At 29.4% G+C, this 26,554-nt stretch carries 25 protein-coding genes; 16 read left to right on the top strand and 9 right to left on the bottom strand.

Features of this window, described 5'->3' with window-relative positions; translation table 11 throughout:
* The first annotated feature begins 32 nt into the window (after positions 1–32).
* Entirely contained in the window at positions 33–497 is a 465-nt protein-coding gene (locus ACQ3F0_RS00090; protein ID WP_428862944.1) for a VOC family protein, read from the top strand.
* Between the two features lie 31 nt (positions 498–528).
* On the top strand, positions 529–1,335 hold the full coding sequence (locus tag ACQ3F0_RS00095) for an MBL fold metallo-hydrolase (protein ID WP_428862945.1): 807 nt from the start codon (positions 529–531) through the stop codon (positions 1,333–1,335).
* A gap of 26 nt (positions 1,336–1,361) precedes the next feature.
* On the opposite strand, the gene ACQ3F0_RS00100 is transcribed toward ACQ3F0_RS00095, so the two are convergent.
* Both ACQ3F0_RS00100 and ACQ3F0_RS00105 read right to left on the bottom strand, forming a co-directional pair.
* A complete protein-coding gene (locus ACQ3F0_RS00100; RefSeq protein WP_428862946.1) occupies positions 1,362–1,922 on the bottom strand; it encodes a helix-turn-helix domain-containing protein in 561 nt (186 codons plus the stop codon).
* Positions 1,923–1,939: 17 nt separating this feature from the next.
* Positions 1,940–3,184: an MFS transporter gene (locus ACQ3F0_RS00105; RefSeq protein ID WP_428862947.1), complete on the bottom strand. Its 1,245-nt coding sequence runs from the start codon at positions 3,182–3,184 to the stop codon at positions 1,940–1,942.
* Positions 3,185–3,728: 544 nt separating this feature from the next.
* On the opposite strand from ACQ3F0_RS00105, the gene ACQ3F0_RS00110 reads away from it, so the two are divergent.
* From ACQ3F0_RS00110 to ACQ3F0_RS00140, 7 genes are read left to right on the top strand one after another with little or no spacing between them, the layout of a single operon-like run.
* A complete protein-coding gene (locus ACQ3F0_RS00110; protein WP_428862948.1) occupies positions 3,729–4,727 on the top strand; it encodes a LacI family DNA-binding transcriptional regulator in 999 nt (332 codons plus the stop codon).
* A gap of 35 nt (positions 4,728–4,762) precedes the next feature.
* Positions 4,763–5,590, top strand: a complete 828-nt coding sequence (locus ACQ3F0_RS00115; protein WP_428862949.1) for an ABC transporter permease — start codon at positions 4,763–4,765, stop codon at positions 5,588–5,590.
* A 1-nt stretch (position 5,591) separates the two neighbouring features.
* Complete coding sequence (locus tag ACQ3F0_RS00120; protein WP_428862950.1) at positions 5,592–6,374, top strand: ABC transporter permease; 783 nt, start codon at positions 5,592–5,594, stop codon at positions 6,372–6,374.
* Positions 6,375–6,389: 15 nt separating this feature from the next.
* Positions 6,390–7,442: an ABC transporter ATP-binding protein gene (locus ACQ3F0_RS00125; RefSeq protein WP_428862951.1), complete on the top strand. Its 1,053-nt coding sequence runs from the start codon at positions 6,390–6,392 to the stop codon at positions 7,440–7,442.
* A gap of 17 nt (positions 7,443–7,459) precedes the next feature.
* On the top strand, positions 7,460–8,530 hold the full coding sequence (locus tag ACQ3F0_RS00130; RefSeq protein WP_428862952.1) for an ABC transporter substrate-binding protein: 1,071 nt from the start codon (positions 7,460–7,462) through the stop codon (positions 8,528–8,530).
* A gap of 26 nt (positions 8,531–8,556) precedes the next feature.
* Complete coding sequence (locus ACQ3F0_RS00135; protein ID WP_428862953.1) at positions 8,557–10,266, top strand: adenine deaminase; 1,710 nt, start codon at positions 8,557–8,559, stop codon at positions 10,264–10,266.
* A 40-nt stretch (positions 10,267–10,306) separates the two neighbouring features.
* The gene (locus ACQ3F0_RS00140; protein WP_428862954.1) at positions 10,307–11,626 is read left to right on the top strand and encodes an amidohydrolase; all 1,320 of its coding nucleotides are present in this window, start codon (positions 10,307–10,309) and stop codon (positions 11,624–11,626) included.
* A 164-nt stretch (positions 11,627–11,790) separates the two neighbouring features.
* On the opposite strand, the gene ACQ3F0_RS00145 is transcribed toward ACQ3F0_RS00140, so the two are convergent.
* The 3 genes from ACQ3F0_RS00145 to ACQ3F0_RS00155 all read right to left on the bottom strand — a co-directional run bounded on the left by ACQ3F0_RS00145 (position 11,791) and on the right by ACQ3F0_RS00155 (position 14,910).
* Positions 11,791–12,324, bottom strand: coding sequence for a DUF2179 domain-containing protein (locus ACQ3F0_RS00145; RefSeq protein WP_428862955.1), 534 nt, complete (start codon positions 12,322–12,324; stop codon positions 11,791–11,793).
* Between the two features lie 84 nt (positions 12,325–12,408).
* Positions 12,409–13,320, bottom strand: a complete 912-nt coding sequence (locus ACQ3F0_RS00150; protein WP_428862956.1) for an ATP-grasp domain-containing protein — start codon at positions 13,318–13,320, stop codon at positions 12,409–12,411.
* A gap of 123 nt (positions 13,321–13,443) precedes the next feature.
* The gene (locus ACQ3F0_RS00155) at positions 13,444–14,910 is read right to left on the bottom strand and encodes an aminotransferase class I/II-fold pyridoxal phosphate-dependent enzyme (protein ID WP_428862957.1); all 1,467 of its coding nucleotides are present in this window, start codon (positions 14,908–14,910) and stop codon (positions 13,444–13,446) included.
* 185 nt (positions 14,911–15,095) lie between these two features.
* Between ACQ3F0_RS00155 and ACQ3F0_RS00160 the strand changes: the two genes are divergently transcribed.
* The 3 genes from ACQ3F0_RS00160 (at position 15,096) to ACQ3F0_RS00170 (ending at position 16,811) form a co-directional block, all read left to right on the top strand.
* Positions 15,096–15,605, top strand: a complete 510-nt coding sequence (locus tag ACQ3F0_RS00160; RefSeq protein WP_428862958.1) for a GNAT family N-acetyltransferase — start codon at positions 15,096–15,098, stop codon at positions 15,603–15,605.
* Positions 15,606–15,748: 143 nt separating this feature from the next.
* Complete coding sequence (locus ACQ3F0_RS00165; protein ID WP_428862959.1) at positions 15,749–16,324, top strand: CD3073 family putative ECF transporter S component; 576 nt, start codon at positions 15,749–15,751, stop codon at positions 16,322–16,324.
* Positions 16,317–16,811, top strand: a complete 495-nt coding sequence (locus tag ACQ3F0_RS00170) for a CD3072 family TudS-related putative desulfidase (RefSeq protein WP_428862960.1) — start codon at positions 16,317–16,319, stop codon at positions 16,809–16,811. The genes ACQ3F0_RS00165 and ACQ3F0_RS00170 overlap by 8 nt, the downstream gene beginning before the upstream one ends.
* Positions 16,812–16,839: 28 nt before the next feature.
* On the opposite strand, the gene abc-f is transcribed toward ACQ3F0_RS00170, so the two are convergent.
* Both abc-f and ACQ3F0_RS00180 read right to left on the bottom strand, forming a co-directional pair.
* A complete protein-coding gene (gene abc-f / locus ACQ3F0_RS00175; protein WP_428862961.1) occupies positions 16,840–18,426 on the bottom strand; it encodes a ribosomal protection-like ABC-F family protein in 1,587 nt (528 codons plus the stop codon).
* 470 nt (positions 18,427–18,896) lie between these two features.
* A complete protein-coding gene (locus ACQ3F0_RS00180) occupies positions 18,897–19,715 on the bottom strand; it encodes a methyl-accepting chemotaxis protein (protein WP_428862962.1) in 819 nt (272 codons plus the stop codon).
* A gap of 285 nt (positions 19,716–20,000) precedes the next feature.
* On the opposite strand from ACQ3F0_RS00180, the gene ACQ3F0_RS00185 reads away from it, so the two are divergent.
* The 3 genes from ACQ3F0_RS00185 to ACQ3F0_RS00195 are packed head-to-tail and all read left to right on the top strand — an operon-like array spanning position 20,001 to position 23,113.
* Positions 20,001–20,375 carry an ArsR/SmtB family transcription factor gene (locus ACQ3F0_RS00185; protein WP_428862963.1) on the top strand — a complete coding sequence of 125 codons (375 nt, stop codon included), beginning with the start codon at positions 20,001–20,003 and terminating at the stop codon, positions 20,373–20,375.
* Positions 20,376–20,386: 11 nt separating this feature from the next.
* A complete protein-coding gene (gene arsB, locus ACQ3F0_RS00190) occupies positions 20,387–21,442 on the top strand; it encodes an ACR3 family arsenite efflux transporter (protein ID WP_428862964.1) in 1,056 nt (351 codons plus the stop codon).
* 30 nt (positions 21,443–21,472) lie between these two features.
* Complete coding sequence (locus ACQ3F0_RS00195) at positions 21,473–23,113, top strand: FAD-dependent oxidoreductase (RefSeq protein WP_428862965.1); 1,641 nt, start codon at positions 21,473–21,475, stop codon at positions 23,111–23,113.
* Between the two features lie 41 nt (positions 23,114–23,154).
* Here ACQ3F0_RS00195 and ACQ3F0_RS00200 read toward each other — a convergent pair whose 3' ends face one another.
* Positions 23,155–24,006, bottom strand: coding sequence for a YitT family protein (locus ACQ3F0_RS00200; RefSeq protein ID WP_428862966.1), 852 nt, complete (start codon positions 24,004–24,006; stop codon positions 23,155–23,157).
* A gap of 431 nt (positions 24,007–24,437) precedes the next feature.
* Complete coding sequence (locus tag ACQ3F0_RS00205) at positions 24,438–24,860, bottom strand: YjdF family protein (protein ID WP_428862967.1); 423 nt, start codon at positions 24,858–24,860, stop codon at positions 24,438–24,440.
* 543 nt (positions 24,861–25,403) lie between these two features.
* Between ACQ3F0_RS00205 and ACQ3F0_RS00210 the strand changes: the two genes are divergently transcribed.
* On the top strand, positions 25,404–26,537 hold the full coding sequence (locus ACQ3F0_RS00210) for a metallo-dependent hydrolase (RefSeq protein ID WP_428862968.1): 1,134 nt from the start codon (positions 25,404–25,406) through the stop codon (positions 26,535–26,537).
* Positions 26,538–26,554: the final 17 nt, after the last annotated feature.

Consider the following 26,554-nt stretch of genomic DNA (forward strand, 5'->3'; position numbering starts at 1 on the left):
TAAGAGTTATCTTTTCTGGGGAGGAAAACTAAATGAAATTTAAATGTCCACTTGTTGTTGTTTCTAATATTGATATTGCAAGAAATTTTTATGAAAAAGTATTAAATCAAAAAGTGAAATATGATTTTGGGGAAAATGTAACCTATGAAGGGGACTTTGCTATACAATTAAAACCTCACTTTGCTAATATGATTACTATAAATGAAGATCGAATACTAGGTGAATCAAATAATTTTGAATTATATTTTGAAGAAAATAATATAGATGGTTTTATTGATAAACTAAAAAGTAATAAAGAAATTCAATATATTCATGATTTAATAGAACATCCATGGGGGCAAAGAGTTATTAGGTTTTATGATCCTGATAAGAATATTATAGAAGTTGGCGAGTGTATGGAAAGTGTTGTAAAAAGGTTTTTGAACAGAGGATTATCTATAGAAGAAACAGCAAAACGAACTCAGCATCCCATTGAGTTTGTTGAAAAATGTTTATAGAACATAGTATAAAAAGAGCGGAGGTGAAGAGTTGAAGCTTAAAGTTTTAGTAGATAATAATACATATATTGACCAATATTATTGTGGTGAACCAGCTGTTTCATATTATATTGAAGATGAAGATAAAAAATTATTACTTGATGTAGGGTATTCGGATTTGTTTCTTAGGAACGCAACTGCATTAGGGATAGATATAGACAAGATAAATACAATTATTGTTTCACATGGACATGATGATCATACAAGAGGATTGAAATACTATTTTGAACAAAATAATAGAAAAAATACTTCTATTATTGCTCATCCAGATGCATTTAAAGAAAAAACAATTGATAATCTGAAAATTTGTTCGCCAATTTTACAAGAAGAGTTACAAGGAAAGTGCAATCTTGTTCTCTCAAAACAACCTATCAAAATAAGTGACCATATAACTTTTTTAGGGGAAATACCTCAGATTAATAATTTTGAAAAGAGAAAAGCTATTGGGAAACAAATTGTGGGTGAAACTGAAGTTGATGATTATGTATTTGATGATACAGCACTTGTATACAAAAATGACAATGGTATTTATATTATAACTGGGTGTTCTCATAGCGGAATCTGTAATATAGTAGAATATGCTAAAGAAGTATGTAAAGATAATAGGGTACTTGGAATTATAGGTGGTTTTCACTTATTTGAAGTAACGGAGCAAGCTTATAAAACTATTGAATATTTAAAAGAGAATAAAGTGAAGGAACTATATCCTTGTCATTGTACTTCCTTTATTGTTAGAGCAGAAATACATAAAGCTTTACCAATAAAAGAGGTTGGAGTAGGGCTTGAGATTAACTGGTAAAGCTGGTTCAAATCATTGAACTAGCTTTACTTTTTTATTATTATACCTGATAAGAAAGAAAATTTCTTTTTTTCTGGTCCTGATTCACTGTATTTCGTAAATAGATTCATTACCTCATTTTGAAAGTCCTTGAATTCTTCTTCCGTTAAATAAATATCGTCTTTAGAAATAATACTTTTTTCGTTGAAAGATTTTTTGTTATTTTTTAAACTAATTGCAACGTCATGTAATTCTTTTTTGAATTCATCTAAAATACTATCAAATAAGGTTTCGGTTGAATTTATATAGTTAGTATTATCCATTTGAGTATTAGAATAATCTATCTTAAAACAGTCAGTCTTCAATTTATAATATTTTGCTTGAATGCCTTTAATGATTTCAACATGATCAAGCTCTAGAATATCAATTGCTAGTAATTTTTTTACATGATAGTGAACTTTAGCTGGTACTTCACCCATAAGATCGGCAACAGCCTTTGCAGTTAGCGGTTTTTTTTGTTCTTGATAAGTTGAAATTATACGCAATCTATAAGGGTCAGAAAAAATTTTTAATTCTTCATCAGTTTTTATAACTCTTGTTTCTTTCATATCATCACCTAGATATATTATATCTCTATTTTTACCAAATTGGAACGGGTTTTTATGCAAAAAACTAATGATACAACGAAACCTGAAGCACCCATAATAATAAATAAAGTAGAAACATCGATATATTTACCTAAAATACCTACTAGAGCTCCCCCTATAGGAGTTGCACTTAAGCTCACCAAACTAAAAATAGAGGATAATCGACCTAAAATTTCTTTATCTGTACTTTTCATCATTAATGCTTTTATAGGCGTTTGAGCAAAAGGTAAGAAAAAACCAAAGAAAAAGGATAATATTGATGCATATGAAATTGGAGATATTAATTTGAGACTTATATAATGAGGTAATCCCATTAATGCATAATTCATACCCATCAAAGCTAACCCAAAAGAAATTGCAGTAACAGGATTGAGTTTGTTACCAACCTTGGCGATAACAATACTACCAACTAATATGCCTATTAAAAGACTTATACCTAAAAAACTCATTCCTTCCACTCCTGTATTTAGCACTTCTTTTACGTAGACTGGCATTAATACATTATAAGGCACAAATGAAAAGTTAATAAAACCGGCTAGTAATAATATATTAACTAATAATTTATTTTTTCCTACATATAAGAAACCTTCTTTTATCATATTAATAAAATTTTCAAAGGAAATAGTTTTATTAACTATACTAGATTTTTCCTTAAAACATATACTGAGGGTTATAATGGCTGAAAGAAAGAAGGTAAACCCATCAATTAATAAAGCAAACCACACTCCAAATGATGAAATGATAACGCCAACTAAACCTATACCAACAAGCTCACCTAAAGTTGTGCTACTAGTTAAATATGAAGAACAAGTAACATAGTGATCTTCTTCAATGATTAAAGGTAAAATAGCAGTTCTTGCAGGATTTGCAAAGGACTCCATAAATGAATTTATAATTATGAAAAGAAACAAATGCCATACTTCAAGATAGCCAAAATAATAAATTAGAGCCATAGCTGAAACTGATATACCTCGGCCCAAATCGCTAAGAACAGAAAGCTTCTTTTTAGAGATAATATCAGCTATTACACCTGCAAAGGGGAGGGTAATTAAATTTGGAATAAAGCTTACAGCAAATAAAGTTCCCATTAATACTTTAGAGCCAGTCATAATATAAACTAGCCAACTCAAAGCAATGCTATCCATAGCATCGCCAAACCTAGTGATAACTGTAGCAAGTAATAATTTCATATAATTTGAATTTTTGAAATACTTATAATTCATAGTATACCTCCTAATAAAATAAATTTAACGTTAAAATAATTTTAACGTAAAATTAGTGAAATGTCAATTTCTTTAAAGGTGGATAAGTGAATTATAAATACGAACAATAACAAAAGAGTAGTTAAGAGTTAAAAGTTAAGAGTGAAGAGTTAAGGTTGATTATCTTTAAGAAAATCTTTAACTAAGCTTTTGTTAGCGTCGCTAACTGGAATAAGGAGCTTTTGCTACGCAAAAGGAATCTTTTTTAATTAAAAGCTTTCGCTTGCGAAAGGTATCCATAACTCTTAACTTTTAACTTTTAACTCTTCACTATAAATTGCTTCGCAATTTATTGACTCCCACTTTTCGACATGGTATACTATAAGTGAATTATAATTAAATTTAGATTGGCATTGTTCGTAGTATGTTTTATTATATGCAATTGATGAATGGAATTCCCAAACTAGATTGTATCAAAATATACTAATTTTATTTTATTTTACATGTAACGTGTTACATGTAAATGTGAAATGATTTACACAAACAATGAGTCAGAGGTGAAGATATGCATAATATAAAAGAAGTAGCCAAATTAGCTAATACTTCAACGGCTACTGTATCTAGAGTTATCAATGAATCGGGATATGTAAGTGATGATATGAAAAATCGTGTTTTAAAAGCTATAGAAGAGCTCGATTACAAACCGCTTCAAAGAGATGGAGTAAAAAAAACAAGAACTATAGCGTTGATTGTTCCTGATATTGAAAATCCATTCTTTGGTAAGTTAACAAAAGAAATAAGTACAATAGCTAATACTTTGAAATATAACATATTGTTGATTAATGTAAGTGGACTTAAGAATGATGGTGGGGATTTCTTATTAGATCTTATTGGTACTCGTGTGGATGGAATTATATACGCATCATCATATAGATTAGAGGATGTTATTAGAAAAGCAAAAACAAATAAAATACCAATTGCAGTTCTTGATCGAGAACTTAGGGATATTCAAATAGATTCTATTGCGGTTAATAATGATAACGCAGCATTCTTAGCAACTGAACATTTGATTCAACTCGGTCATAAAAAAATAGCGTTTATCGGTGGAACAGAAAATATGGAGATTTCTATTAACCGTCATAAAGGTTACAAAAGAGCTCTTGAGAAATATGGAATAGGTTATAGTGATAGTCTTGTACAACATGGGGACTTTAGTATTGAATCTGGTTATAAATCTACTAAGAAGCTAATTAATTTAAGTAGTGATATTACTGGAATCATTGCAGCTAACGATTTGATGGCCATTGGTGCTATTAATTATTTAAATTTCAAAGGATATAAAATATCAGATGATATTTCAATTGTTGGATTCGATGATATAGAATTGGCTTCTTCTATTACTCCAAAGCTTACAACGGTGTCTTATCCTCTTCAAAAAATGAGTAAATTAGCATTAGAATCAATTATTAAACGTATTTCAAATGCAGATTCTGATTATGAGAGTGTACATTTATTTGCTAAATTAATAATACGTGAATCTACGGGCGTTGCGATTCACAGATAAATTTATATTTTAAAATCTAGAAAAGGAGAGTTGATATGAAAAAGAAGTGGTTTTACACATTATTAGTGCCTGGGTTAACTTTGATAATTATATTCTTATTTATCCCATTGTTATATACTATAGGTTCTACTTTGATGGGGGAAACAGGGTTTACCATAGAAAGGTATTTGGCATTTTTTAAAGATGGATATTATTTAAAGATTTATAATAGAACTCTTAAAATTGCTTTAATTACTGCCGTTGTTTCTATGGTTTTAGGTATGCCTGTTGCGTATTACATATCTAGAAGTAAAAAAAGTATTAGAGGAATATTTATTGCATGTACAGTTTTTCCATTGTTAACAAACTCAGTTGTTCGTTCATTTGCATGGATGACTATTTTAGGGAAAAACGGTGTTTTCAATAATTTGTTTATGACCTTGAATTTAATAGACAAGCCTTTAAAGCTTCTATATACAGAGTTTGCAATTATAATAGGTACTGTTTATTTATTTTTACCATTAATGGTAGTGTCCTTAGTTGGAGTTATGGAGAATATAGAAGATGATTTACTGGAAGCTGCTGAAAGTTTAGGAGCAAATAGAATTACAGCCTTTTTCAAAGTTGTGTTTCCTCTTAGTGTTCCAGGACTTATAGTTGGAAGTGTTCTTGTTTTTACAGGCGCTTTTACAGCATATACAACACCTCAACTTTTGGGAGGTAATACCAATATGGTTTTATCTACTCTTGTTTATCAAAGAGCGATGACTTTAGGAGATTGGACAGGAGCTTCAGTTGTTGCAACTGTAATGATTATAACAACTTTAACAGTTATAGGAGTTATAAATAAATTAGCTAGTAAATTAAATGAAAGGGGAGTGTAATATGAAACAGAATAAGTGGTTAACTTTTTTTACTGCTCTTGTTTATCTATTTCTATTTGCCCCAATAGTTATTATAATAATGACAGCTTTTGGGCCAGAAGAAGTTATAGCTTTTCCACCAAAAGGATTTAGCATAAAATGGTTTTTAAATATTTTCACCTCTGATATGTTTATGAGAACTTTTAAAATTAGTATGGAAGTGGCAGTTATAGCAACTATTATTGCACTAATTTTAGGAGTGCCTGCTGCTTATGCAATGAGTAGATTTGAATTTAAGGGAAAAGCAATTATCAAAAATATATTTTTCTCTTCAATAATAGTACCTGGAATAGTTTTTGGTTTTTCACTTTTCAATTTTATTATTATCAAATGGAGATTACCTATTTATACAAGTTTGCTATTAGGACATACCATTGTAATATTACCATATATCATAAGAGTTGTTGCTTCAAGTTTGGAAGGTTTTGATTATTCTATTGAAGAAGCTGCTGTAAGTTTAGGAGCAAGCAGACTAAAAACTTTCTTTTTAGTTGTGTTCCCTAATATAACGTCAGGGGTTATTGCAGCTTTTATGTTAGCTTTTATAAATTCATTTAACAATGTGCCTATATCAATTTTCTTAACAGGTCCTGGAGTGAGTACATTGCCAATCAAAATGATGAGTTATGTTGAGTACTTCTACGATCCTACAATTTCGGCATTATCAGTTACACTTATGATTATGACTATTGGTATTATGTTTATTGTTGAGAGAACTTTAGGACTTAGTTATTTTTCTAAATAGAGATGGAGGTATATTATGTCATTAATAAATTTAAAAGATATTACTGTCTCATACGATGGTAAAGTAGATATATTAAAAAAGTTAAATATTGATATTGAAGAAGGAAAGCTAGTTTCTTTATTAGGTCCTAGTGGATGCGGAAAAACTACAACTTTGAGAGTAATTGCGGGTTTTATTCAACCAAAGAGTGGTGAGTTTATACTTGATGAAAAAGACTATACGAATATACCAGTACATAAAAGAAACTTTGGTTTGGTATTTCAAAGTTACGCATTATTTCCTCATTTAACTGTATTTGATAATGTTGCATTTGGATTAAAAATGAAAAAAACTGGCAAGAAAGAAATAAAAAAGGCTGTGGACGAAATCTTAAAGGTTGTTGATTTGGATGGATATGGATCACGTTATCCAAAGGAATTATCAGGTGGGCAAAGACAAAGAGTAGCACTAGCTAGGGCTTTAGTAATTGAGCCGAAATTGTTACTATTAGATGAGCCACTTAGTAATTTAGATGCCAAATTGAGATTGAAAATGAGGGTGGAAATTAGAAGATTACAACAAAAGCTTGGAATCACAACAGTTTTTGTAACTCATGATCAAGAAGAATGTTTCTCTATTTCTGATAAAGTTGCTGTAATGAATGGAGGAATTATCGAACAATACGATACTCCAGAAAAAATATATGCAAGTCCTGCTAGTGAGTTTGTAGCACGGTTTGTAGGCTTTGAAAACTTTATAGATTTGAAGAAAATAGAAGGTAATATGTATCAATCAAAATCAGGAACAAAATTTGATTGTGACTTAGACAATAAAAATATCAATATTAAAGATGAAGTAGTAGGAACTATTAGACCAGATGATATTCAGATAATGAGTGATGAGTCATCTATTGGAGATAATATACTGGAAGGAACAGTAGAAATCAGAACATACTTAGGGAAGGAATATCAGTATTCAATTAATACTGAAGTTGGTACTATTTTAGTTACTGATAATAAGGATAAAAAGTTTGATCAAGGTGATAAGGTAAAGATTCTTTTACCATCTAATAAAATAATCTTAGTATAAAATTTTGGAGGGATATTATGAAAAAATTATCAATTGTTTTAGCGTTAATGTTATCATTAACAGGTATTGTAGGATGTGGAAAAACAAATGAAGTAGAAGTAAAAGACGGAGGAGAGGATAAAGGCCCAACTGAATTAGTAATTTCTACATGGGGTTACAGTGAAGATTTATTGTGGGAAAATGTATTTACTCCTTTTGAAGAAGCGAACAACGTAAAAATAGTTTTAGAAACAGGTAATAACTCAGAAAGATTGACAAAACTTAAAACTAATCCAGACAGCAACATTGATATTATTTATTTAGCTGAAGCATTTGCACAAGAAGGTATTGAAGCAGGATTGTTTGAAAAAGTTGATTACAGTCAAGTTGCTAATGCAGAAAAGCTTGATGAAAAAGCTAAATACTTGGTAGATGCAGGTTATGGTCCAGCTTATACTTTAAACCGTGCTGCAATTGCATATGATCCAAATAAAGTTGGATTTGAAATTAAATCATGGAATGATTTATGGAATGCTGATTTAGCAGGAAAAGTTTCTATTCCTGATGTAACTACAACTTTTGGTCCATCAGCTATGTATATTGCTTCTAACTATAAAGGTGTTGATATTACTTCTGATAAAGGAGAAGCAGCATTTAAAGCTTTAGAAGAATTAAAACCAAATCTAGTTAAAACTTATTCAAAATCATCTGACTTAGCAAATATGTTTGCAAATGATGAAGTAGCAGTAGCAATTACAGCTGATTTCGCTTATGGAAGAGTTAAAGGTGGAGCTCCTGATGTAGTATTTGTAGATCCAGAAGAAGGAGCATATATCAACTTCAACACTATTAATATTGTAAAATCTTCTAAAAATAAAGAATTAGCATTAAAATTCATTGATTATGCATTAAGTACAGAAGTTCAAACTAGAACTGCTAAAGGTCTAGGAGAATCTCCAGTTAATTCAGAAGTGGAATTAACTGCTGAAGAATCAGCAAACTTAACTTATGGTGAAGTTGTTGAAAAAGCAAACACAGTTGATCATACTTTTGTAAATCCTGTAAAAATTCAATGGATTGATAATTGGAATAGAACATTAAATCAATAAAATTAAATAGAAAAAGGGAGAGTACTATGGAGTTAAATCTAATTATAAAAAACGTTAGAGTATTTAATGCATATTTTAAGAAATTTATCCATGGAGACGTAGCTATACTAGACGATAAGTTTTTATATATTGGTGAAACTGATAGCGAAAACTTAAATGCTAAGGAAATTGTAGATGGCAGAGGAAAGTATATGATTCCTGGACTAATTGATATTCATATGCATGTTGAAAGTTCTATGACTACTCCTTTTCAGTTCTCTCAAGCTGTTATTCCACATGGGATTACAACAGTAGTTGCAGATCCACATGAAATTGCAAATGTTTTTGGAATTGAAGGAATTACAGCTATGATAAAAAGTACTAAGGATAATGCCGTAGATATGTTCTACGGCATTCCTAGTTCAGTTCCATCTACAACTGAACGGTTAGAGACAACTGGAGGAAAAATAGATGTAGAAGATGTAGAAAATCTTCTTAAAATTGAGGAAATAAGTTGCTTAGGTGAAGTTATGAATTTTAAGGATTTGATTAATGATGAAGAGTCCTTGATAAATAGAATAATAAGTAGAATAAAAGAAGAAAAGCCTCATTTAAGAATAGAGGGACATTGTCCGAAAATATTCGGTTTAGATTTGGCAAAATTTATTTATAGGGGAGTAGATGCCGATCACACGCAACAAACCCCTAAATCAATGGAAGAAAAAATAAGAAATGGAATGTTCATGGAAATCCAAGAAAAGTCAATGACTGAAGATAATATTAATTATTTAGTGGAAAATAGCTTATATGAACATTTTTGTCTTGTAACAGATGATGTTATGGCTGACAAACTAATGGATGGACATTTAAATAAATTAGTAAAAAAAGCAATAGAAATGGGAATGTCAAAGGAAATGGCTGTATATGTGAGCACTTTCACTCCTGCAAGAAGAATGCTCTTAGATGATAGAGGGAGCATAGCTCCTGGTAAGATTGCAGATTTTATATTACTTAGTGATATAGATAATTTTAATATAGATAGTGTTTATAAAAAGGGGAAATTAGTATTTAATGGTGATGTGCAATATAAAGAAAGTTCAAAAGCATTTCCAGAAAAATTTTATAAAAGCATAAATTTAGAGTATTTATCAGAATCAGATTTTAAAGTTCCTGCACCTATAGAAGAAGGTAAAGTAGATTGTAGAACAATGAAAGTTACAGAAAATACTACTTTTACATTAGAAGAAAAAAGCACATTAAGTGTAGAGAATAAGGAACTTAAATGGCAGTCTTCCCAAAATTGTTTGATAGCTGTATTTGAGAGATATGGTAAAGGAAAAAATAAATCTTTTGGACTTGTAGGCGGGAGTATAATAAAGGAAGGGGCTATTGCAACTACCTATGCACATGACCACCATAATTTGATGGTTATGGGTAAAAATGAAAAAGATATGACAATAGCAGCTAACTGGATTATAAAAAACGGTGGAGGATATTGTGTTGTAAAAGATGAAAAAGTTATTGCTGGTGTAGAATTACCGGTAGGCGGAATTATATCAGAAGAGAGAATAGATAAATTAGCCCAAAAGGTTAAAAATGTAAGTGATAGCATGGAAAAATTAGGCTATGAACATATAAATAAAATAATGTCTTTTAGTACATTATCACTTCCAGTTAGTCCAAGTTTGAAAATATCAGATAAAGGATTAATTGATGTAACTAAGCAGGAAATAGTAGATTTGTATTATAAAGTATAATTCAAAGTTTAGCAATTAAGAAATTACAGGAGAAAATTATATGGCTTTAATGATTATAAAAAATGTAAATATTCTTACTATGAATAAAAATAAGGATATTATTGAGAATGGCGTTGTTGTAATAGTTGATAATATAATTCATGATATTGGCAATGAAGAAATATTATCTAGATACTCATGTGATAATGTTATTGATGGAAAAGATGGGATTCTTATACCAGGCATGATAAATACTCATACACATACTTCTATGGTAGTATTTAGAAGTCTTGGTGATGATGTACCTGATCGTTTAAAAAGATATCTATTCCCTTTAGAAAAAATGTTAGTGGATAAAGAATTGGTATATTTAGGCGCTAGATACGGAATAACTGAAATGTTGCTTGGAGGAGTTACAACATTCACTGATATGTATTACTATGAAGATGAGGTTGCAAAAGCAGCAAAAGAATTAGGTATAAGAGGGGTATTAGGTGAGTCTATTTTAGATTTTCCTTCACCAGGTTCAAAAGAGCCATACGGAGGCCTTAAATACAGTAAATGGTTTATAGAAAAATGGAAAGATGATGACTTAATTACTCCAGCTGTAGCACCTCATGCTATATATACAAATGACAAAGAACATTTGAAGATGGCCTCAGATTTATCAAAAGAATATGATATACCTATGATGATGCATGTTGCTGAAATGGGTTATGAATTTAAGCAATGTGAAGATGAGTATAATATGACTCCGGTTCAGTACCTAGATAGCATAGGAATTCTAAATGAAAGGTTTATATCTGCTCATTCAATACTGGTTACTGAAGAAGATATAGATATATTAGAAAAAAGAAAAGTAGGAATAGCTCATAATGTAGGGGCTAATTCAAAAGGTGCCAAGGGAGTTGCACCAATTGTAAAAATGTACAAAAAAGGTATGAAGCTTGGCCTTGGTACAGATGGACCAATGAGTGGTAATACTCTAGATATTGTTACTCAAATGTCTCTTGTAGGGAAAGTACATAAATTGTTTAATAATGATCGCAGTTTATTTCCAGCAAAAGAAATTTTAGAAATGGCTACAATAGGTGGAGCTAGAGCATTGAATATGGATAAAAAAATAGGATCTATCGAAATTGGAAAAAGAGCAGATTTGGTATTATTTGAAACAAATTCTATCAATATGCAGCCAATTTATGATTATTATTCAGTTTTAGTATATTCTGCGAACCCAAGTAATGTTGATACTGTTATTGTTGACGGGAAGGTTATTGTTAAAGATAAAAGACTAGCTAGAGAAGATAATTTTTCTAAGGAAACTACGAATCAATTAAAAATGATGAAAGAGAAAATACTAGAAGTATCGGAAAAACTTTAAATAAATATTTTCAGGTTTTTAATTATACTAAAGAAAAAAGACTAAATTACGTATTATCTAAGATAGTACAGTATTTTAGTCTTTGCTTATTTTGAACTTATTTCTTTTCGCTTATTTTGAATGAAATTTTTGGTTCTCTAATATACTCAGACTATTAAAAAGATTTATATTCTAATATGCTTTTTTCTTTTCTTCATTGAGTTTACTAAAAAGCCACCTCTAAACTGTGTTGGTTCATAAGCAATGATAAATGCTGAGGGCTCGTAAGTATCTATATAATTTAGTAAGTCGTGTTCTCTACTTCTCTTCGTGAGGATTTCTAATTTTATTCTTTTGCTATCTCTTCCTTCACCTTCGAAAAGTGTGACACCAAATCCTTTTTCACGAAGAAAACAAATCATTTCATCATTTCGTTTGTTTAAATTAACTGAAAAAGATGTGTAGCCTATTGCCATTTTGTTTTCTACAATTCCTCCTACGTAAAGCCCAAGCCCAAAGCCTAGTGCATAAATAACCATTGCAAGTGTAGTTTGATTACCACTTAATACCAATGAAAGGCCAAAAACATAAATGAAAGATTCTAAAACGCCAAAGATAGATGCTAAAAGGTTCATTTTTTTTACCATAAAAATAGTTCTTAATGTTAGTAATGGCACAAATGTCAATTGCAAAATTATGATTAATATAATCTGTTTCATAAATTTTCTCCTCAAAATTTTTCTATTCTTAATTATTTGCAAACAAAACCAGTAGAGAAGTATCCTACTCTACTGGTTTATTAATTAAAATACATTTAATCTTATTTTTATATAATCAAAGATTTCTTTTGCAACATTAATTTCAGTAGCGGATTCAAAGCCTTCAAAACCAGGGGCAGAATTTGCTTCACATATTTTATAGTTTTCTCCATCAAACAAAAGATCAATTCCAGCAATATCAAGACTTAATACCTTCGCACTTTCCATAGCAATCCAAGATATTATATTATTAAGTTCGTAATTTTGTACACTTCCGCCTTGAGAATAATTAGCTTTAAAGTTGCCTTTTCCAGACCGTCTCTCCATGCAACCAATTGCTCTTCCTCCAATTACAAGAACACGTAGGTCTTTACCATAACTATCTTGTACGAATTCTTGTATAATTATGTTCATATTAGTATTAGTACAATTAATTAATTGCATTAAATCTTCAAAATTATTTTTATCATTAGAAAGGAATACTCCACTTCCTTGAGAACCATGTATGGTTTTAATTATTGCAGGAAAACCAATATGCTTTTCTACTAAATCATTATTAATCGGAAATTTTGCAAGCATTGTTTTAGGAAAAGGCAAATTACTAGCTGCTAATATCTGTTGAGTGTATAATTTGTCTTTTACTGTTTCTATGCTATTTGGGGAATTAACAATATATATTCCCAATTTTTCTAAATGTCTTAGGACAGCTAGAGAAAAATAAGTAGTATGTGATCCCATTCTTGGCAAAACAAAGTTTGGTAAATCCACAGTTTCTCCTCTTAAAAAGATTGACTTCTTACCATCTTTTGTTACAATCAAATCTAAATCTTCAGGTGATAAAACTTCCATGGTAATTCCATGCTTTTCTGCTTCTTCAATAAATCTTTTGTTTTCATAACTATCTTGAGATAGTCTTTCCTTAAATGGTTTGTGTAAAATCCATCCTTTAATGCTCACATAAGTATCCTCCAAAAATTAATTTTTATGGACTAATTATATTCTTATTTTCACACTAAGTAAACAAAAATTTGAAGAGAAAATTCATATTTTTATTGACCAAAATTTAATGAAATCACAATTTTATTTGATATAGTTTTCCGTTTTATCAATAATATTAATTGTTTCAACAGTTCTATCTTCAATACCAGTAATGGTTGCGTTTTCTTCTAATAATAATCGAATATAATTGTATGATTCTTCACTGATTAATTCTCCAGGAGCTAAAATAGGAATACCAGGAGGATAAAACATAACAAATTCGCCGCTTATCCTACCAATGGAATCTTTGAATTTGATTTTTTTCTGTGGGCTATAAAAAGCTTCTCTAGGAGATAATATTTGTTGTGATTTACACCAGGGTCTAAAATTAGCCTGTTTTTTATAAACACAATGGTTCTCTTTTATCTCTGATAAAGCAATAATCAGCTTATTTATATTATCATCTGTTGTTCCAATGCCTACAATAAATAATATGTTATCTGCATCTCCAAATTCTGCATAAATATCATATTTTTCTGCTAAAATTTCAGATAAGCGTATCCCTGTTATATCTAAAAACTTAACATTTACGACTAATTTAGTGATGTCATAATCAAACATTAATAATTCTTCAATATTTTCACGACTAATAGGAATATACCCATCCATTTTTTTTATACTTTCTCTAGCTTTTTCAGTTAAACTAATAACTTGTTGATACATTTCTCTTCCATTAACTGCAAGTTGTTTTCTTGCAACGTCAAGTGAACTCATGAGTAAATATGAGGCACTTGTAGTTTGGGTTAAATTAACTATAGTTTTAATATAATTTCGTTTCAAACGTCTTTCATTTAACAAAAGTATTGAACTTTGTGTCAATGAACCTCCTGTTTTATGTAAACTTAACGCAGCCATATCAGCTCCAACACTTATAGCTCCTTTAGGTAATTCTTCATGAAAATAAAAATGCGTACCGTGAGCTTCATCTGCCAGAGCTAGCATACCTGACTCATGAGCTACTTTAACTACTTTTTCTATATCACATACAAATCCATAATAAGTAGGATTAATTATTAGTACAGCTTTTGCCTCAGGGTGGTTTTTTATAGTTTCAATATAATCTATTTCAGTTACTCCTAATGTTAAACCTAACTTTTGGGATGCAATAGGCTGAACATATATCGGAATTGCACCGCAAATAATAAGTGCATTGATTACAGATTTATGAGCATTTCTTGGTATGATAATACTATCTCCCTGCTGACAACTAGCCAAAATCATTGTTTGAACAGCTGAGGTAGTTCCATTAACTATGAAAAAAGCAGCATCAGAATTAAAAAGTTCTGCAGCCAGTTCTTCTGCTTCTCGAATAATGCCTTGCGGATTTAGAAGATTATCCATTCCATGCATGGAGTTAATATCTCCTCTCAACATCCTATTACCAAAATAATCTGTTAACTCTGGAATTCCTTTACCTTGTTTATGACCAGGAACATCAAATTGAACTGTTTGTTTACTGCTATGATTTTTTAATGCGGTAAATAAAGGTGTTTTGTATTGGTTTTTCATTTTATATAGCATCCTTTCTTATGTGATATATTTATATTATTATCAATTGATTTTGTTTTTACTTATATTGATATAAAATCGGTATTTGTTTTATTCTTTTAAAAAAACAGAAATTGAAGATAATTAGTATTGACATTTAAGTAGAATTAAACTATACTAAATAAAATTTTAGATGGGGTGGTTGAATGATTAGGTTAGCGAGACTTGAAGATTTGCAAACTATGACTGATATTTATAATATGGCAATAGTTACGAACAAATGCACTGCTCATACAGAAACATTTACTAGGGAAGAGAGAATACCGTGGTTTGAGGAACATCAAGTTTTTAAGTACCCACTTTATGTTATAGAAATTGATAGACGTATCGCAGGGTATATTTACTTAACTCCTTATCGACCAGGTCGTTTTGCTATGAGACATACTGCTGAAGTTAGTTACTATCTACATCCTGATTTTCATGGAAAGGGCTTTGGTAGTGAAATGCTATCTTTTATTATTAATGAAGCAAAGGAAATAGGAATTAAATCTCTAGTTGCAATTTTATTAAGTATTAATCTTCCAAGTATGAATTTATTAAAAAAGCATCATTTTGAAGAATGGGGCCGTTTACCTAACATTGTAGATTTTGATGGATCAATTTGTTCTCATCTTTATTATGGATTACATCTTGATTCATCTTTAGACGATCTTTAGAAATTATCCATAGATAATTTCTAACTATCATATAAGTATTCTTTATAGTAAATATATTAGTATTAAATTTTTCTATTTTATATTTTGAATACAAATTGATATAATCAATGGGAAATAATACTATTATATTAGGAGGAATACATATGAAAAATTCACCATTTAAATCTACCAATGGGATGATTTTTGCATCATTGGGTATTGTAATTAATATTGTTTTAGGAACGATAGTTCAGTCTATCCAAATCCCATTATTGTTTTTAGATACAATAGGTACTATTTTTGTTGCAGCAGTTTTAGGACCATTTGCAGGTGCTTTAACAGGAGGATTAACTAACATTATTCAAGGAATGATTACAAACCCTAAAAATATTCCATTTGCTATTGTTAATGTTGTTATTGGACTTATTGTTGGTTTTATAGCTAAAAGATATAAATTTAATCTGAAAATTGCAGTTATTACTGGTCTTATCTTATCAATAGTAGCGCCTCTTATAGGAACCCCAATTGCTGTATTTGTTTATGGTGGTTTAGCAGGTGGTGGAACTGATCTTATTTTTGCTTGGCTACTAGCTAGTGGACAAAAAATATTTACTGCTGCTTTTATTCCAAGAGTAGCTGGGAATATTATTGATAAAATTGCTAGTTGCGTTATAGTTGCAGGTTTATTAAGACAGATGCCTAAAAATTTAGTTTCAGGAAATCATACTGAAAATGCGTAGAGAGAAAAAAATTATTCTAACAGCACATTGTGTGTTAAATCAAAATTCAGTTATAAGAGATTGGGAGAGAGCACAAGGTGCTTTTAATGATATTGTGAGGGTATTTTTAGATAATAATATTTCTATTATTCAATTACCTTGTCCTGAATTCACTTTTTTAGGAGAAGGAAGACCTCCAATGACTAAGGAGGAGTATGATATTCCTAAATATAGAATAATTTGCGCTGAATTAGCTGAAAAGGTTATTGATCAAATAAAAGAGTACATCAGGAATGAATACAAAATTCTTGGTGTAGTAGGAATAGAAGGAAGCCCTTCTTGTGATACGTTATGTAAAAAAGGGGTTTTCATGGAAGTATTTCAAAAACTTTTGAATGAAGAAAATATAAATTTATCTTCTTTTGATATACCTGAAAACTATATAGAGGGAAAAGATAAGGCGACTGTTGAACAGTTTAAAAGATTTATTAAAATAAATGCAGGATAGAAAAGAGAGGGAGAAAATATTCACCCTCTTATTTTAAATTCTTTTTTTCTTTTAATAATTCATTTAGTTTATTATCCAGCTCTTCAATTTTTTGCTTATCTGAGGTGGTTGATATTTTTCCTATTATCATGTTTATCTTATTTTCTATTACCATTAACTGTTGTTTTTCAAATCTATTTTCACCTTTTTTAGTTTGTAATATATCTTTACTTTCAAGGAATTTTTCATAGTTTCCTTCAAATCTTGTTAACTTACAATTATTAAATACTAGAAGGCTATTTGTAACAGTATTCAAAAAACGTCTGTCATGTGAAACTAAAAGCAAAGTTCCATTGAAATCGCTAAGAACTTCTTCTAATGCTTTTATAGATTCCATATCTAAATAATTTGTTGGCTCATCTAAAATTAACATATTGTATTTGCTCAAAATAAGTTTTGCTAGAGAAGCTTTGATTTTTTCTCCTCCACTTAATACTGATATATTCTTAAATACATCATCATTATTAAATAGTAATCTAGCTAATATAAGTCTAATATAAGCTTCGTCATAAGGAGAGTTTTCTTTGATATATGCTAGTAAAGTTTTATCTGAGTTCAATAGTTCTAAGTGTTGACTAAAATATCCAATATTTATTTTTTGAGAAAGTGTAATGCTTTCACTGTTTAGTATCATTTTAATTAATGTTGTTTTACCGCAACCATTGTTACCAAGTAATCCGATTTTATCTCCATTATTAATAGTGAGATGTGCATTATTTAATATGATTTTCTTTCCAAATGATTTATTAATGTTTTTTCCTTCTACTAAAATTTTTGAATAAATTTTTTCAGAATAATGTATATCAAATTTAGTCGTTCTAGTTTCACAAGGCTTGTTTTTTTTATCTAATTTCATTAACCTTGTTTTTAAGGCTTCGCTTCTTTTATCTAATTTAGATTTAGCTTTTTGGTTTCCCATTTTTCTATGAAGCCTTGCTTCAGAATTTCCCATTCTTTTTGGTGTTTTTTTCATATTACTTGATTTACTTTTTAACTTATAAATTGATTTTTGTATATCTCTCTTTTCTTTGATAAACTTTTCATATTCTCTATATTCAGTTTCATATTCAATTTTTTTCTGCTGAATATAATCACTATAATTTCCTTTGTACTCTTTTAATTTTCCATTGTTGATCTCAATTATTTTTTTACAAATACTATCTAAAAATTCTCTGTCATGCGAAATAAGAACTATAGCTCCTTCATAATGGTTAAATTGTTTCTGTAATTCCTCAATAGCATTAATATCTAAATTTGATGTTGGTTCATCAGCAAATAAGATTTTGTTTTTCATCGATAAAGCTTTATAATTTAGTTCTTTTTGTTTTTCACCACCACTTAAAGTAGTTTCTGAACTTGTTAATTGAGGAATGTAAGAATAGTTTCCAAATACTTTTACATCACCACTATCTATTTTTTCTATACCCATCAATATTTTCATTAATGTGGTTTTTCCAACACCATTCAATCCTACAATACCTATACGATCATTATTGTAAATCCTTAAATTTTTTATATCTAATATTAATCTATCTATAAAATATTTTTTTATATTATTTGCTTTAATTAAAAGCATAAAAAAACCTCCCTTTTTGAGAGAGGATATATTAAACGCACTTTATCTAGGAAATTAGAGTTTAGGTTAATTTCAATGTGCATAACAATATCCTCAGAATTTTTTGCACCACAAAAAAACTATCTTAGAAAGAATTTTTGTATATTATTGGTGCTTAAAATAAAGAATATTATTTACGCATTTTTAAATTACCTTTGCCTTTCATTTTGTATTTAAATATATATACTTCTAATTATATATTATAGGTAAATAAGAATAATTATTCAAGTAAAAAAAATATTTTAAGGAATAAAACGTATGAATGTAACTTTAAATAAAATTGCCGAAGAGGTAGGTGTAGCTGAAACTACAAAGAATATGTTGATAATTTAAAGTATTAGTATTAAAGCTTAAAAAAGGTAAATGGATATTTAGAATACCATTCACCTTTTTTTTCTAAAAATAATTAAAAGAGTATTATTCAATTTAAGCTAAAGTTTATGAGCAAATTTGTTTAAGGTATCTGCTAATTTAGATAATTCATTTATCTCCGCTGTAATTTCTTCAGTACCTTCAGCTTGTTCTTGTGTTAAAGCTCCATTTTTCTCAACCATTGTTAATATTTGTGATACTCCATGCTGAATTTCTTTTAGTACAGTACCAATTTTATCAACGGACTCATTACTAGAAACTGCAAGATTTCGTATTTCATCTGCTACAACCTCAAATCCTCTACCAGCATCTCCAGCTCTAGCAGCTTCAATTGCAGCATTTAAACCAAGTAAGTTAGTTTGTCTTGCAACTTGTTGCACAAATTGTACTACTTCATCTGTTTCTTGTGCCTTGGTTAACGCATTATTTACGTAAGAAATCATCTCTTCTCCTGAAAATGCTATTTTATCAGCACTGGAAGAAATTTGTGTTGTTGTTTTTGACATTTCATTTAAAGAATTTGCTAATGTGTTAATAATATCATAAAGTTCTTCTTTATCACTTATACTTTTTACAGTAGCAATAGCTCCAATAATTTCTTCGTCTTCGTCAATTATAGGTATTGCGGTGGCTGTCATAGGCTCACCGTGTATTTCTTTTGGAATATTGATGGTTACTTTTTCTTTTTGATTCATTGCTTTAAATAATGCTAGATCATTATTTAGTAATTGTCCTTCAACTACACGTAGAGTCACATTTTGACCTGTAATACATTTTATTACCTTTTCTGTATCACTAACAGAAACGGCTAAATCATCTTCGGTAAAATCATTAACATATGGTGCGATTTCTACATATCTTTTTAGTAATTTGTGCATCTTTTATCCCCCTATAAAACAAATGCTTTTTAATATTTTTGTTCAACACTATTATACTAATTCTACATTATTTTTCAAATTCCTGCATGAAAAACCTTTTTCTTAGAAGTAATTATTTTGATATCAAATGAATTGTTTTTATGAAATGATAATTCTATTAGAAAAAGAATTAAATATCAAATACTAAGAAAAAATAAATTAAAGTACTTTCCTATTGTCAAAAATATTTTACTATGTTAGTATATGAGTAAAATCAAATATAATCATATTAAAGGAGGGGTTAAAATGATTCAGTTTTTTAAAGCACTTGCAGATGAAAATAGACTCAGAATTATTAATCTATTAATGCATTCTGAACTTTGTGTTTGTGAAATCGAAGTTATGCTTGAAATGACTCAGTCTAATGTTTCGAGACATTTAAACAAACTTAAAAGTGCTGGTATTATAAGTTCATCAAAAGATGCTCAATGGGTCCATTATAAGACAAGTGCTAAATTTGAAATGAAAAATGAATTGTTATTTACATATTTAAAAAATGAATTTGGAGCAAGTAATTTATTTTTGGATGATTTAGCAAGGTATAAAAGGTATGAAGAACAAAATTTAAATTGTCAATTAATAAGAGAAGACAAAGAAAAAGTACTAAAACTAATAAAATAGGGGAATTTAAAATGACTAAAGAAAAAGATATAAAAATTACAGATGAAATGGGTATATTCGGGAGATATTTAACTATATGGGTTGCACTATGCATTATTGTAGGAGTTATCATTGGTAAATGGGTACCTGCAATACCACAAACACTCAGTCAATTTGAGTATGCAAAGGTATCAATTCCAGTTGCTATTCTAATTTGGTTAATGATTTATCCAATGATGTTAAAAATTGATTTTACAAGCATTGTTGAGGCAACTAAAAAACCAAAAGGTTTAACAGTAACATGTGTGACAAACTGGTTAATCAAACCTTTTACGATGTATTTAATAGCGGCATTTTTTATGAAAGTTGTTTTCAAAGGTCTTATTGGACCAGAATTGGCAAATGAATATTTAGCTGGAGCAGTATTATTAGGTGCAGCACCATGTACAGCAATGGTATTTGTATGGAGTCATTTAACAAAAGGTGATCCAGCTTATACATTGGTTCAAGTTGCAGTTAATGATTTGATTCTTTTACTAGCTTTTACACCAATTGTTGCTTTTCTGTTAGGGGTTAGTGATGTATCTGTACCATATGATACTTTGTTTTTATCAGTAGTTTTATTTGTAGTAATTCCATTAGTAGGGGGATATTTATCTAGAAAATATATTGTAAACAAAAAAGGATTAGATTATTTCGAAAATGTGTTTTTAAAGAAGTTTGATAATACAACGATTATAGGATTACTTCTTACTTTAATTATTATATTCTCTTTCCAAGGGGAAATAATTTTAAATAATCCGATTCATATTGCACTTATTTCAGTACCGTTAATAATTCAAACATTTTTCATTTTCTTTATTTCTTATTTCTGGGCAAAAGTTTGGAAGTTAAATCATAACATTGCAGCACCTGCAGCAATGATTGGTGCAAGTAATTTCTTTGAATTAGCTGTGGCGGTTGCAATTTCATTATTTGGCTTACAATCAGGTGCTACCTTAGCAACAGTAGTTGGTGTTTTGGTAGAAGTGCCAGTAATGTTAACACTTGTTAAAATTGCCAACGGAACAAGAAAATGGTTTGAATAATACTAAAAAATTTTTGAAGGAGTGATTGGTATGAGAATATTGATTATAGGTGCAGTTGCAGCAGGTACATCTGCAGCAGCTAAAGCACGTAGAAATGATGATGGGGCGGAAATAGTGATTTATGAAATGGATAAGGATATTTCTTATTCTGGTTGCGGGCTTCCTTATTATATTGGAGGAGAAATCGAAGATATTGGAGAACTTACTCCAAGAGATTCAGCTTTTTTCAAGAAAAAATATAACATTGATGTTATGATAGGACATGAAGTTTTAAGTATTAATTCCAATAATAAGGAGTTAACTGTAAAGAATTTACATACTGAAGAAACATTTGTAGATAAATATGATAAATTAATTGTTGCTACTGGTGCAACTCCATTTGTACCTAATATACAAGGTGTAAATAAAGAAAATGTTTTTTTCTTAAGAAACGTTCAAAGTGCTAGAAATATTAGAAATTTCATAGAAAATAAGAAGCCCAAAAATGCTGTTATAGCTGGTACTGGATTTATAGGTTTTGAAATGCTTGAAAACCTAATGAAAGATGGAGTTAATGTGACAATAGTTGAAAAACTAAGTAAAATCACTCCAAACCTAGATGAAGATATGGCTCAATTTTTAGAAAATGAATTATCTAAGAAAAAGATATCCATACTAAAAAACACAAGTATTGTTGAGGTTTTAGAAGATAAAGTTATTCTTGAAGATGGAAGGAAAATAGCTAGTGACATGGTAATTATGGCTACAGGAGTAAGACCAAATGTAACTTTAGCTAAAGAAGCTGGAATTGAATGTGGTATTACAGGAGCTATTAAAGTTGATAATACAATGAAGACAAATATAGAAGATATTTATGCTTGTGGAGACTGTATTGAAACTTTCTCAGTTATAACTGGAAAACCAGTTTATAGACCACTTGGCTCTACTGCAAATAAAACGGGAAGAATAGCTGGTGATGTAATAAGTGGAGGAAGCTTACGATATAAAGGAAATTTAAGTACAGGAATATTCAAGCTATTTGATTTAACAATAGCAAGTACAGGTTTATCTGAGAGAGAAGCATTAGAAGAAGGATATGACATAGCAATAAGTCATAATATTAAACCAGATAAACCAGCTTATTACAATGGGAAAGAAATGGTTATAAAAGCAATTGCGGATAAGAAAACAGAAAAAATCTTAGGAGTACAAATAATAGGTCATGAGGGAGTAGATAAAAGAATAGATGTTTTTGCTACTTTGATAACTTATGGAGCAACTGTCGATGAATTATTCCATTTAGATTTAGCATATGCGCCACCATTTTCTACAACAAAAGATCCTGTGCATTATACAGGAATGATACTTGATAATGCAATTAATAAGAATAGGCCAATAATTACGTCCAAAGAAGCTCAAAAGTTAGTCGAGAAAGGGGATAATTTACAAATAATTGATGCAAGAATAACGAAACAATATGATGAGTCTCATGTTGATACTGCTGTAAATATGCCCCATGCTGAATTGAGAGATAAACTTAAAAGCTTAGATAAAGATACTGTTACAGTATCATACTGTAACAAAGGTGTTACTGGAAATGCAGCACAGAATATTTTGCTTAATCGTGGATTCAAAAAAGTTTATAACCTTTCTGGAGGTCATAAATTTTATAAAGCAACTAAAATAAAGTAATTATGTAAAAAGAACCTGTTGATGTGAACAGGTTCTTTTATCTACTGAACTGAATATGACATTTGTTTGAAATTTCCAAGGACATTACTAACTGCAGTAACTGTAATAAATGCTTTTGGATCTATAGTATCAACTATTCTTTTTAAAGGGATTAATTGATTTTTTTGGACAACAACATAAATGAATTTTTTATCTGCTCCAGTATATGCACCTTCCGCATTTAATAACGTGACACCACGGCCTAATTTTATCTGAATTTCATGGACGATTTCATCAGCAAAATCACTTATAATAATACATTGTCTCGATGAAGCTAATCCTTCTTGGATAGCATCAATAGTTTTAGTTCTAATAAAACTCATTATAATTGCATACATCACTGAACTTAATCCCATTACGGTTCCAACAAAAATATATATGAAAATATCTTGAACTAACATGATTTTGGCTAAATCTAGAGTTTTAAATTTGTTTTTTATTATTTTTGCAGATATATCTGCGCCACCTGTGCTTGCACCACCAATAAATAATAAAGACATTGAAATTCCAGATAACACTCCAGCAAAAATTGTAGCTAATAGTTTTTCTTCGAAAGTTGGAAAAGTGAAGGTTACGTTTAGAAAATCTATAATAATAGATGACAAAAATACAATAAATGCACTCATGATTGCAAATTTTTTCCCAATTAATTTGAAGCCGAAGACGAAAAGAGGAATATTAATAATAAGTAAAACTATACCTATTTTAAAACCAAATAAATAATTTATACTCATTGCAATCCCAGCAACTCCACCAGTACCTATTTTATTAGGAAGTAAAAAAACTGACATATAAATTGCATAAAGCAAACAGCCTACAATCATAAAAGAAAACTCTTTAATTAAATTTTTCATACTATATCCTCACTTTTAATTAGGGGTATACCCTTTTGTTGCAATAATAGTAGCATATTTTATTTAAGAGTGCATATTCTAAAATTGGGATTTTAAAGTGAAATTCCATTGTTGAGAGATATTATGGTTAATTTTGAGTCATTTATTATAGTTTACTAAGGATTCCTACACTTTAAGAATGACTTGAAATATATGTTCTACAAACTTTCATAACACATATATACATAAAATTACCATTCAAGTTTTGGTTTAAAAACTTGCAAAAATGAAGTGATTATCATAGAAATTAATAGATTAATTTAAAATTGTGACATGATTATATATAAATAATGAATATTAAAAATTGAAAATGATTAATTATGAAGGTATTCTTGCAGAAAAAAATTGAAAAATTTAAAAAAAACACAGAGTTAACAACTCTGCGTTATTTTTTAGTGTCCTCGTTTCTTTTGTTTTTTCTTTTGCTGTTTTTTTTCGTAATTTAATTTTTTCTGTAGTTCTTTCTGTTCTTTAGATATTTTTTTACGCTCTACTTTATTCTCTTCACGCTGTAGTTTAATAGCCATTTGAGATTTTGTACTAATACCTTTTTCTTCAGTAGATTTATGAATTTGCTTTTGTAATCTTTTGGGATTAATTCGTTTTTTTGATTTCGAATCAATACTAATAGGTTTACTAAACTTAAGATTGCGATAATTTTTAAGTATAAACTCATAAATTTCACAATCCCTAGGTTCTGCTCCAAAAACTACTTTACAGGTTTCAATTTTATCAGATTGTGTACGTTCAAATACACCAACCCAAAATGGATTTTCGTAATAAACGGTTAGCTTAATAGATAAAGTAATACTCATATTTATTTCCTCCTGTTTTTAGCTTGTATTAAGAATGGACAACCCCAGGAGGGCAGGTTACTGACAGAAATTCTGCATCCGGACTACCAACCGGATTGTGTTTTTATCTTAAGCTATTCTTCAAAATAATACTAACATGTACTTTGAAAGAAGTAAATACTTAGACAATATGTTATAATTGTTTTGAAATAAAGATATGCTTGAATTTGATGTTGATATTAAATATTTATTTTAGTGCACAATTGAAATAAAAGACGAACTAAAACAGTGACAAGTGATAAGTTACAAGTGACAAGTTAAGGTTGATTTTATTGCAGAAAATCTTTAACTAAACCTTTGTTAGCTTCGCTAACTGAAATAATGTTCTTTTGCTGATGCAAAAGGAATCTTTTTATCTTTTATTTAGTTAAAAGCTTTCGCTTGCGAAAGGTATCATGAACTTGTCACTTATCACTTGTAACTTGTCACTAAAATTGCGAACTTGTTCGTAATTTATAATTGTGTTGATTAAAATAAATTACTTGAAAGTTGGGAGGGAATAATATGCAATTGGATTTTATTATAAAAGGTGGTCATGTTATTGATCCTGAAAATAATGTGGATTATAAAAAAGATATTGGAGTATTAAATGGTAAAATTGTTGGAGTAGATGAGAATGATACAGCAAAAAACATTATAAATGCTGAAGAATATTTTGTGTGTCCAGGGTTTATAGATTTTCACACACATATTTTCCATACAGGTAGTGGCCTTGGAATAAATCCGGATTTGTTTTTTTCAGATGGAGTCACAACTGTTGTAGATGCTGGAACAGCAGGATGTTCAACATATGATGCTTTTCATAATACTGTAATTGTAAATTCGTGGATGAATATTAAATCTCAGCTTAATATAAGTTCACAAGGACAAATACAATTAGGATTTGCAGAAAACTATGATAAGAAATTAATGGATAAAGAAAGAATTAAGTATTTATTCGAAAAATACCAGGGAGAATTGATTGGACTTAAAATAAGACTCCAGAGTGAAGTAGTTGGAGAGTTAGGGATTAAACCGTTATTTGACACTATTGAGATAGCTGAGTATATAGGTTGCCCAGTTGTTATTCATACTACCAATCCTCCTGAGAGTGCATCTGAGATTGTAAAAGTTTTAAGAAAAGGCGATGTTTATTGTCATTGTTATCAAGGAAAAGGACATACCATTATTAATAGTAATGGTAAGGTATTTGAAGAGATAAAAAAGGCTAGGGAAAGAGGCGTAATTTTTGACATATCCAATGGAACAGGAAATTTCGGTTTTAAGGTAGCAAAAGAAGCTCTAGAAGATGGTTTTTATCCAGATATTATAAGTTGTGATAGTGCTCGTTATCTTTCATATTCATTGGATTATTATGCAAAGAATTTACCATTTGTAATGTCAAAATTTTTAGCTTTAGGAATGAGTTTAAATGATATTATAAAAGCAACAACCTCTACACCTGCAAAATGTATTGGAGAAGATATAAGAGGTTCTTTAAAAGAAAATAATTTAGCTGATATAGTTATATTTAAACTCCTTGATAAAAACATTGAATACAGAGATCCATTAGGAGAGAATTTATTTGGAAATAAAATAATAGTTCCTAAATTAACAATGTCTAATGGAGAAGTTGTATATTGTACTAATGATTTTTAGTGTAACAAAGAAAAATG

Origin of the sequence: Clostridium sediminicola (assembly GCF_050402865.1) — a bacterium.
Taxonomy (GTDB): domain Bacteria; phylum Bacillota; class Clostridia; order Clostridiales; family Clostridiaceae; genus Clostridium_AF; species Clostridium_AF sediminicola.

What these genes read in the sequence shown, in the direction of transcription:
- ACQ3F0_RS00090 (WP_428862944.1), top strand. Translation starts at nt 33, where the DNA reads ATGAAATTTAAATGTCCACTTGTTGTTGTTTCTAATATTGATATTGCA.
- ACQ3F0_RS00100 (WP_428862946.1), bottom strand. Translation starts at nt 1,922, where the DNA reads ATGAAAGAAACAAGAGTTATAAAAACTGATGAAGAATTAAAAATTTTT.
- ACQ3F0_RS00105 (WP_428862947.1), bottom strand. Translation starts at nt 3,184, where the DNA reads ATGAATTATAAGTATTTCAAAAATTCAAATTATATGAAATTATTACTT.
- ACQ3F0_RS00110 (WP_428862948.1), top strand. Translation starts at nt 3,729, where the DNA reads ATGCATAATATAAAAGAAGTAGCCAAATTAGCTAATACTTCAACGGCT.
- ACQ3F0_RS00115 (WP_428862949.1), top strand. Translation starts at nt 4,763, where the DNA reads ATGAAAAAGAAGTGGTTTTACACATTATTAGTGCCTGGGTTAACTTTG.
- ACQ3F0_RS00120 (WP_428862950.1), top strand. Translation starts at nt 5,592, where the DNA reads ATGAAACAGAATAAGTGGTTAACTTTTTTTACTGCTCTTGTTTATCTA.
- ACQ3F0_RS00125 (WP_428862951.1), top strand. Translation starts at nt 6,390, where the DNA reads ATGTCATTAATAAATTTAAAAGATATTACTGTCTCATACGATGGTAAA.
- ACQ3F0_RS00130 (WP_428862952.1), top strand. Translation starts at nt 7,460, where the DNA reads ATGAAAAAATTATCAATTGTTTTAGCGTTAATGTTATCATTAACAGGT.
- ACQ3F0_RS00135 (WP_428862953.1), top strand. Translation starts at nt 8,557, where the DNA reads ATGGAGTTAAATCTAATTATAAAAAACGTTAGAGTATTTAATGCATAT.
- ACQ3F0_RS00140 (WP_428862954.1), top strand. Translation starts at nt 10,307, where the DNA reads ATGGCTTTAATGATTATAAAAAATGTAAATATTCTTACTATGAATAAA.
- ACQ3F0_RS00145 (WP_428862955.1), bottom strand. Translation starts at nt 12,324, where the DNA reads ATGAAACAGATTATATTAATCATAATTTTGCAATTGACATTTGTGCCA.
- ACQ3F0_RS00155 (WP_428862957.1), bottom strand. Translation starts at nt 14,910, where the DNA reads ATGAAAAACCAATACAAAACACCTTTATTTACCGCATTAAAAAATCAT.
- ACQ3F0_RS00160 (WP_428862958.1), top strand. Translation starts at nt 15,096, where the DNA reads ATGATTAGGTTAGCGAGACTTGAAGATTTGCAAACTATGACTGATATT.
- ACQ3F0_RS00165 (WP_428862959.1), top strand. Translation starts at nt 15,749, where the DNA reads ATGAAAAATTCACCATTTAAATCTACCAATGGGATGATTTTTGCATCA.
- ACQ3F0_RS00170 (WP_428862960.1), top strand. Translation starts at nt 16,317, where the DNA reads ATGCGTAGAGAGAAAAAAATTATTCTAACAGCACATTGTGTGTTAAAT.
- abc-f (WP_428862961.1), bottom strand. Translation starts at nt 18,426, where the DNA reads ATGCTTTTAATTAAAGCAAATAATATAAAAAAATATTTTATAGATAGA.
- ACQ3F0_RS00180 (WP_428862962.1), bottom strand. Translation starts at nt 19,715, where the DNA reads ATGCACAAATTACTAAAAAGATATGTAGAAATCGCACCATATGTTAAT.
- ACQ3F0_RS00185 (WP_428862963.1), top strand. Translation starts at nt 20,001, where the DNA reads ATGATTCAGTTTTTTAAAGCACTTGCAGATGAAAATAGACTCAGAATT.
- arsB (WP_428862964.1), top strand. Translation starts at nt 20,387, where the DNA reads ATGACTAAAGAAAAAGATATAAAAATTACAGATGAAATGGGTATATTC.
- ACQ3F0_RS00195 (WP_428862965.1), top strand. Translation starts at nt 21,473, where the DNA reads ATGAGAATATTGATTATAGGTGCAGTTGCAGCAGGTACATCTGCAGCA.
- ACQ3F0_RS00200 (WP_428862966.1), bottom strand. Translation starts at nt 24,006, where the DNA reads ATGAAAAATTTAATTAAAGAGTTTTCTTTTATGATTGTAGGCTGTTTG.
- ACQ3F0_RS00205 (WP_428862967.1), bottom strand. Translation starts at nt 24,860, where the DNA reads ATGAGTATTACTTTATCTATTAAGCTAACCGTTTATTACGAAAATCCA.
- ACQ3F0_RS00210 (WP_428862968.1), top strand. Translation starts at nt 25,404, where the DNA reads ATGCAATTGGATTTTATTATAAAAGGTGGTCATGTTATTGATCCTGAA.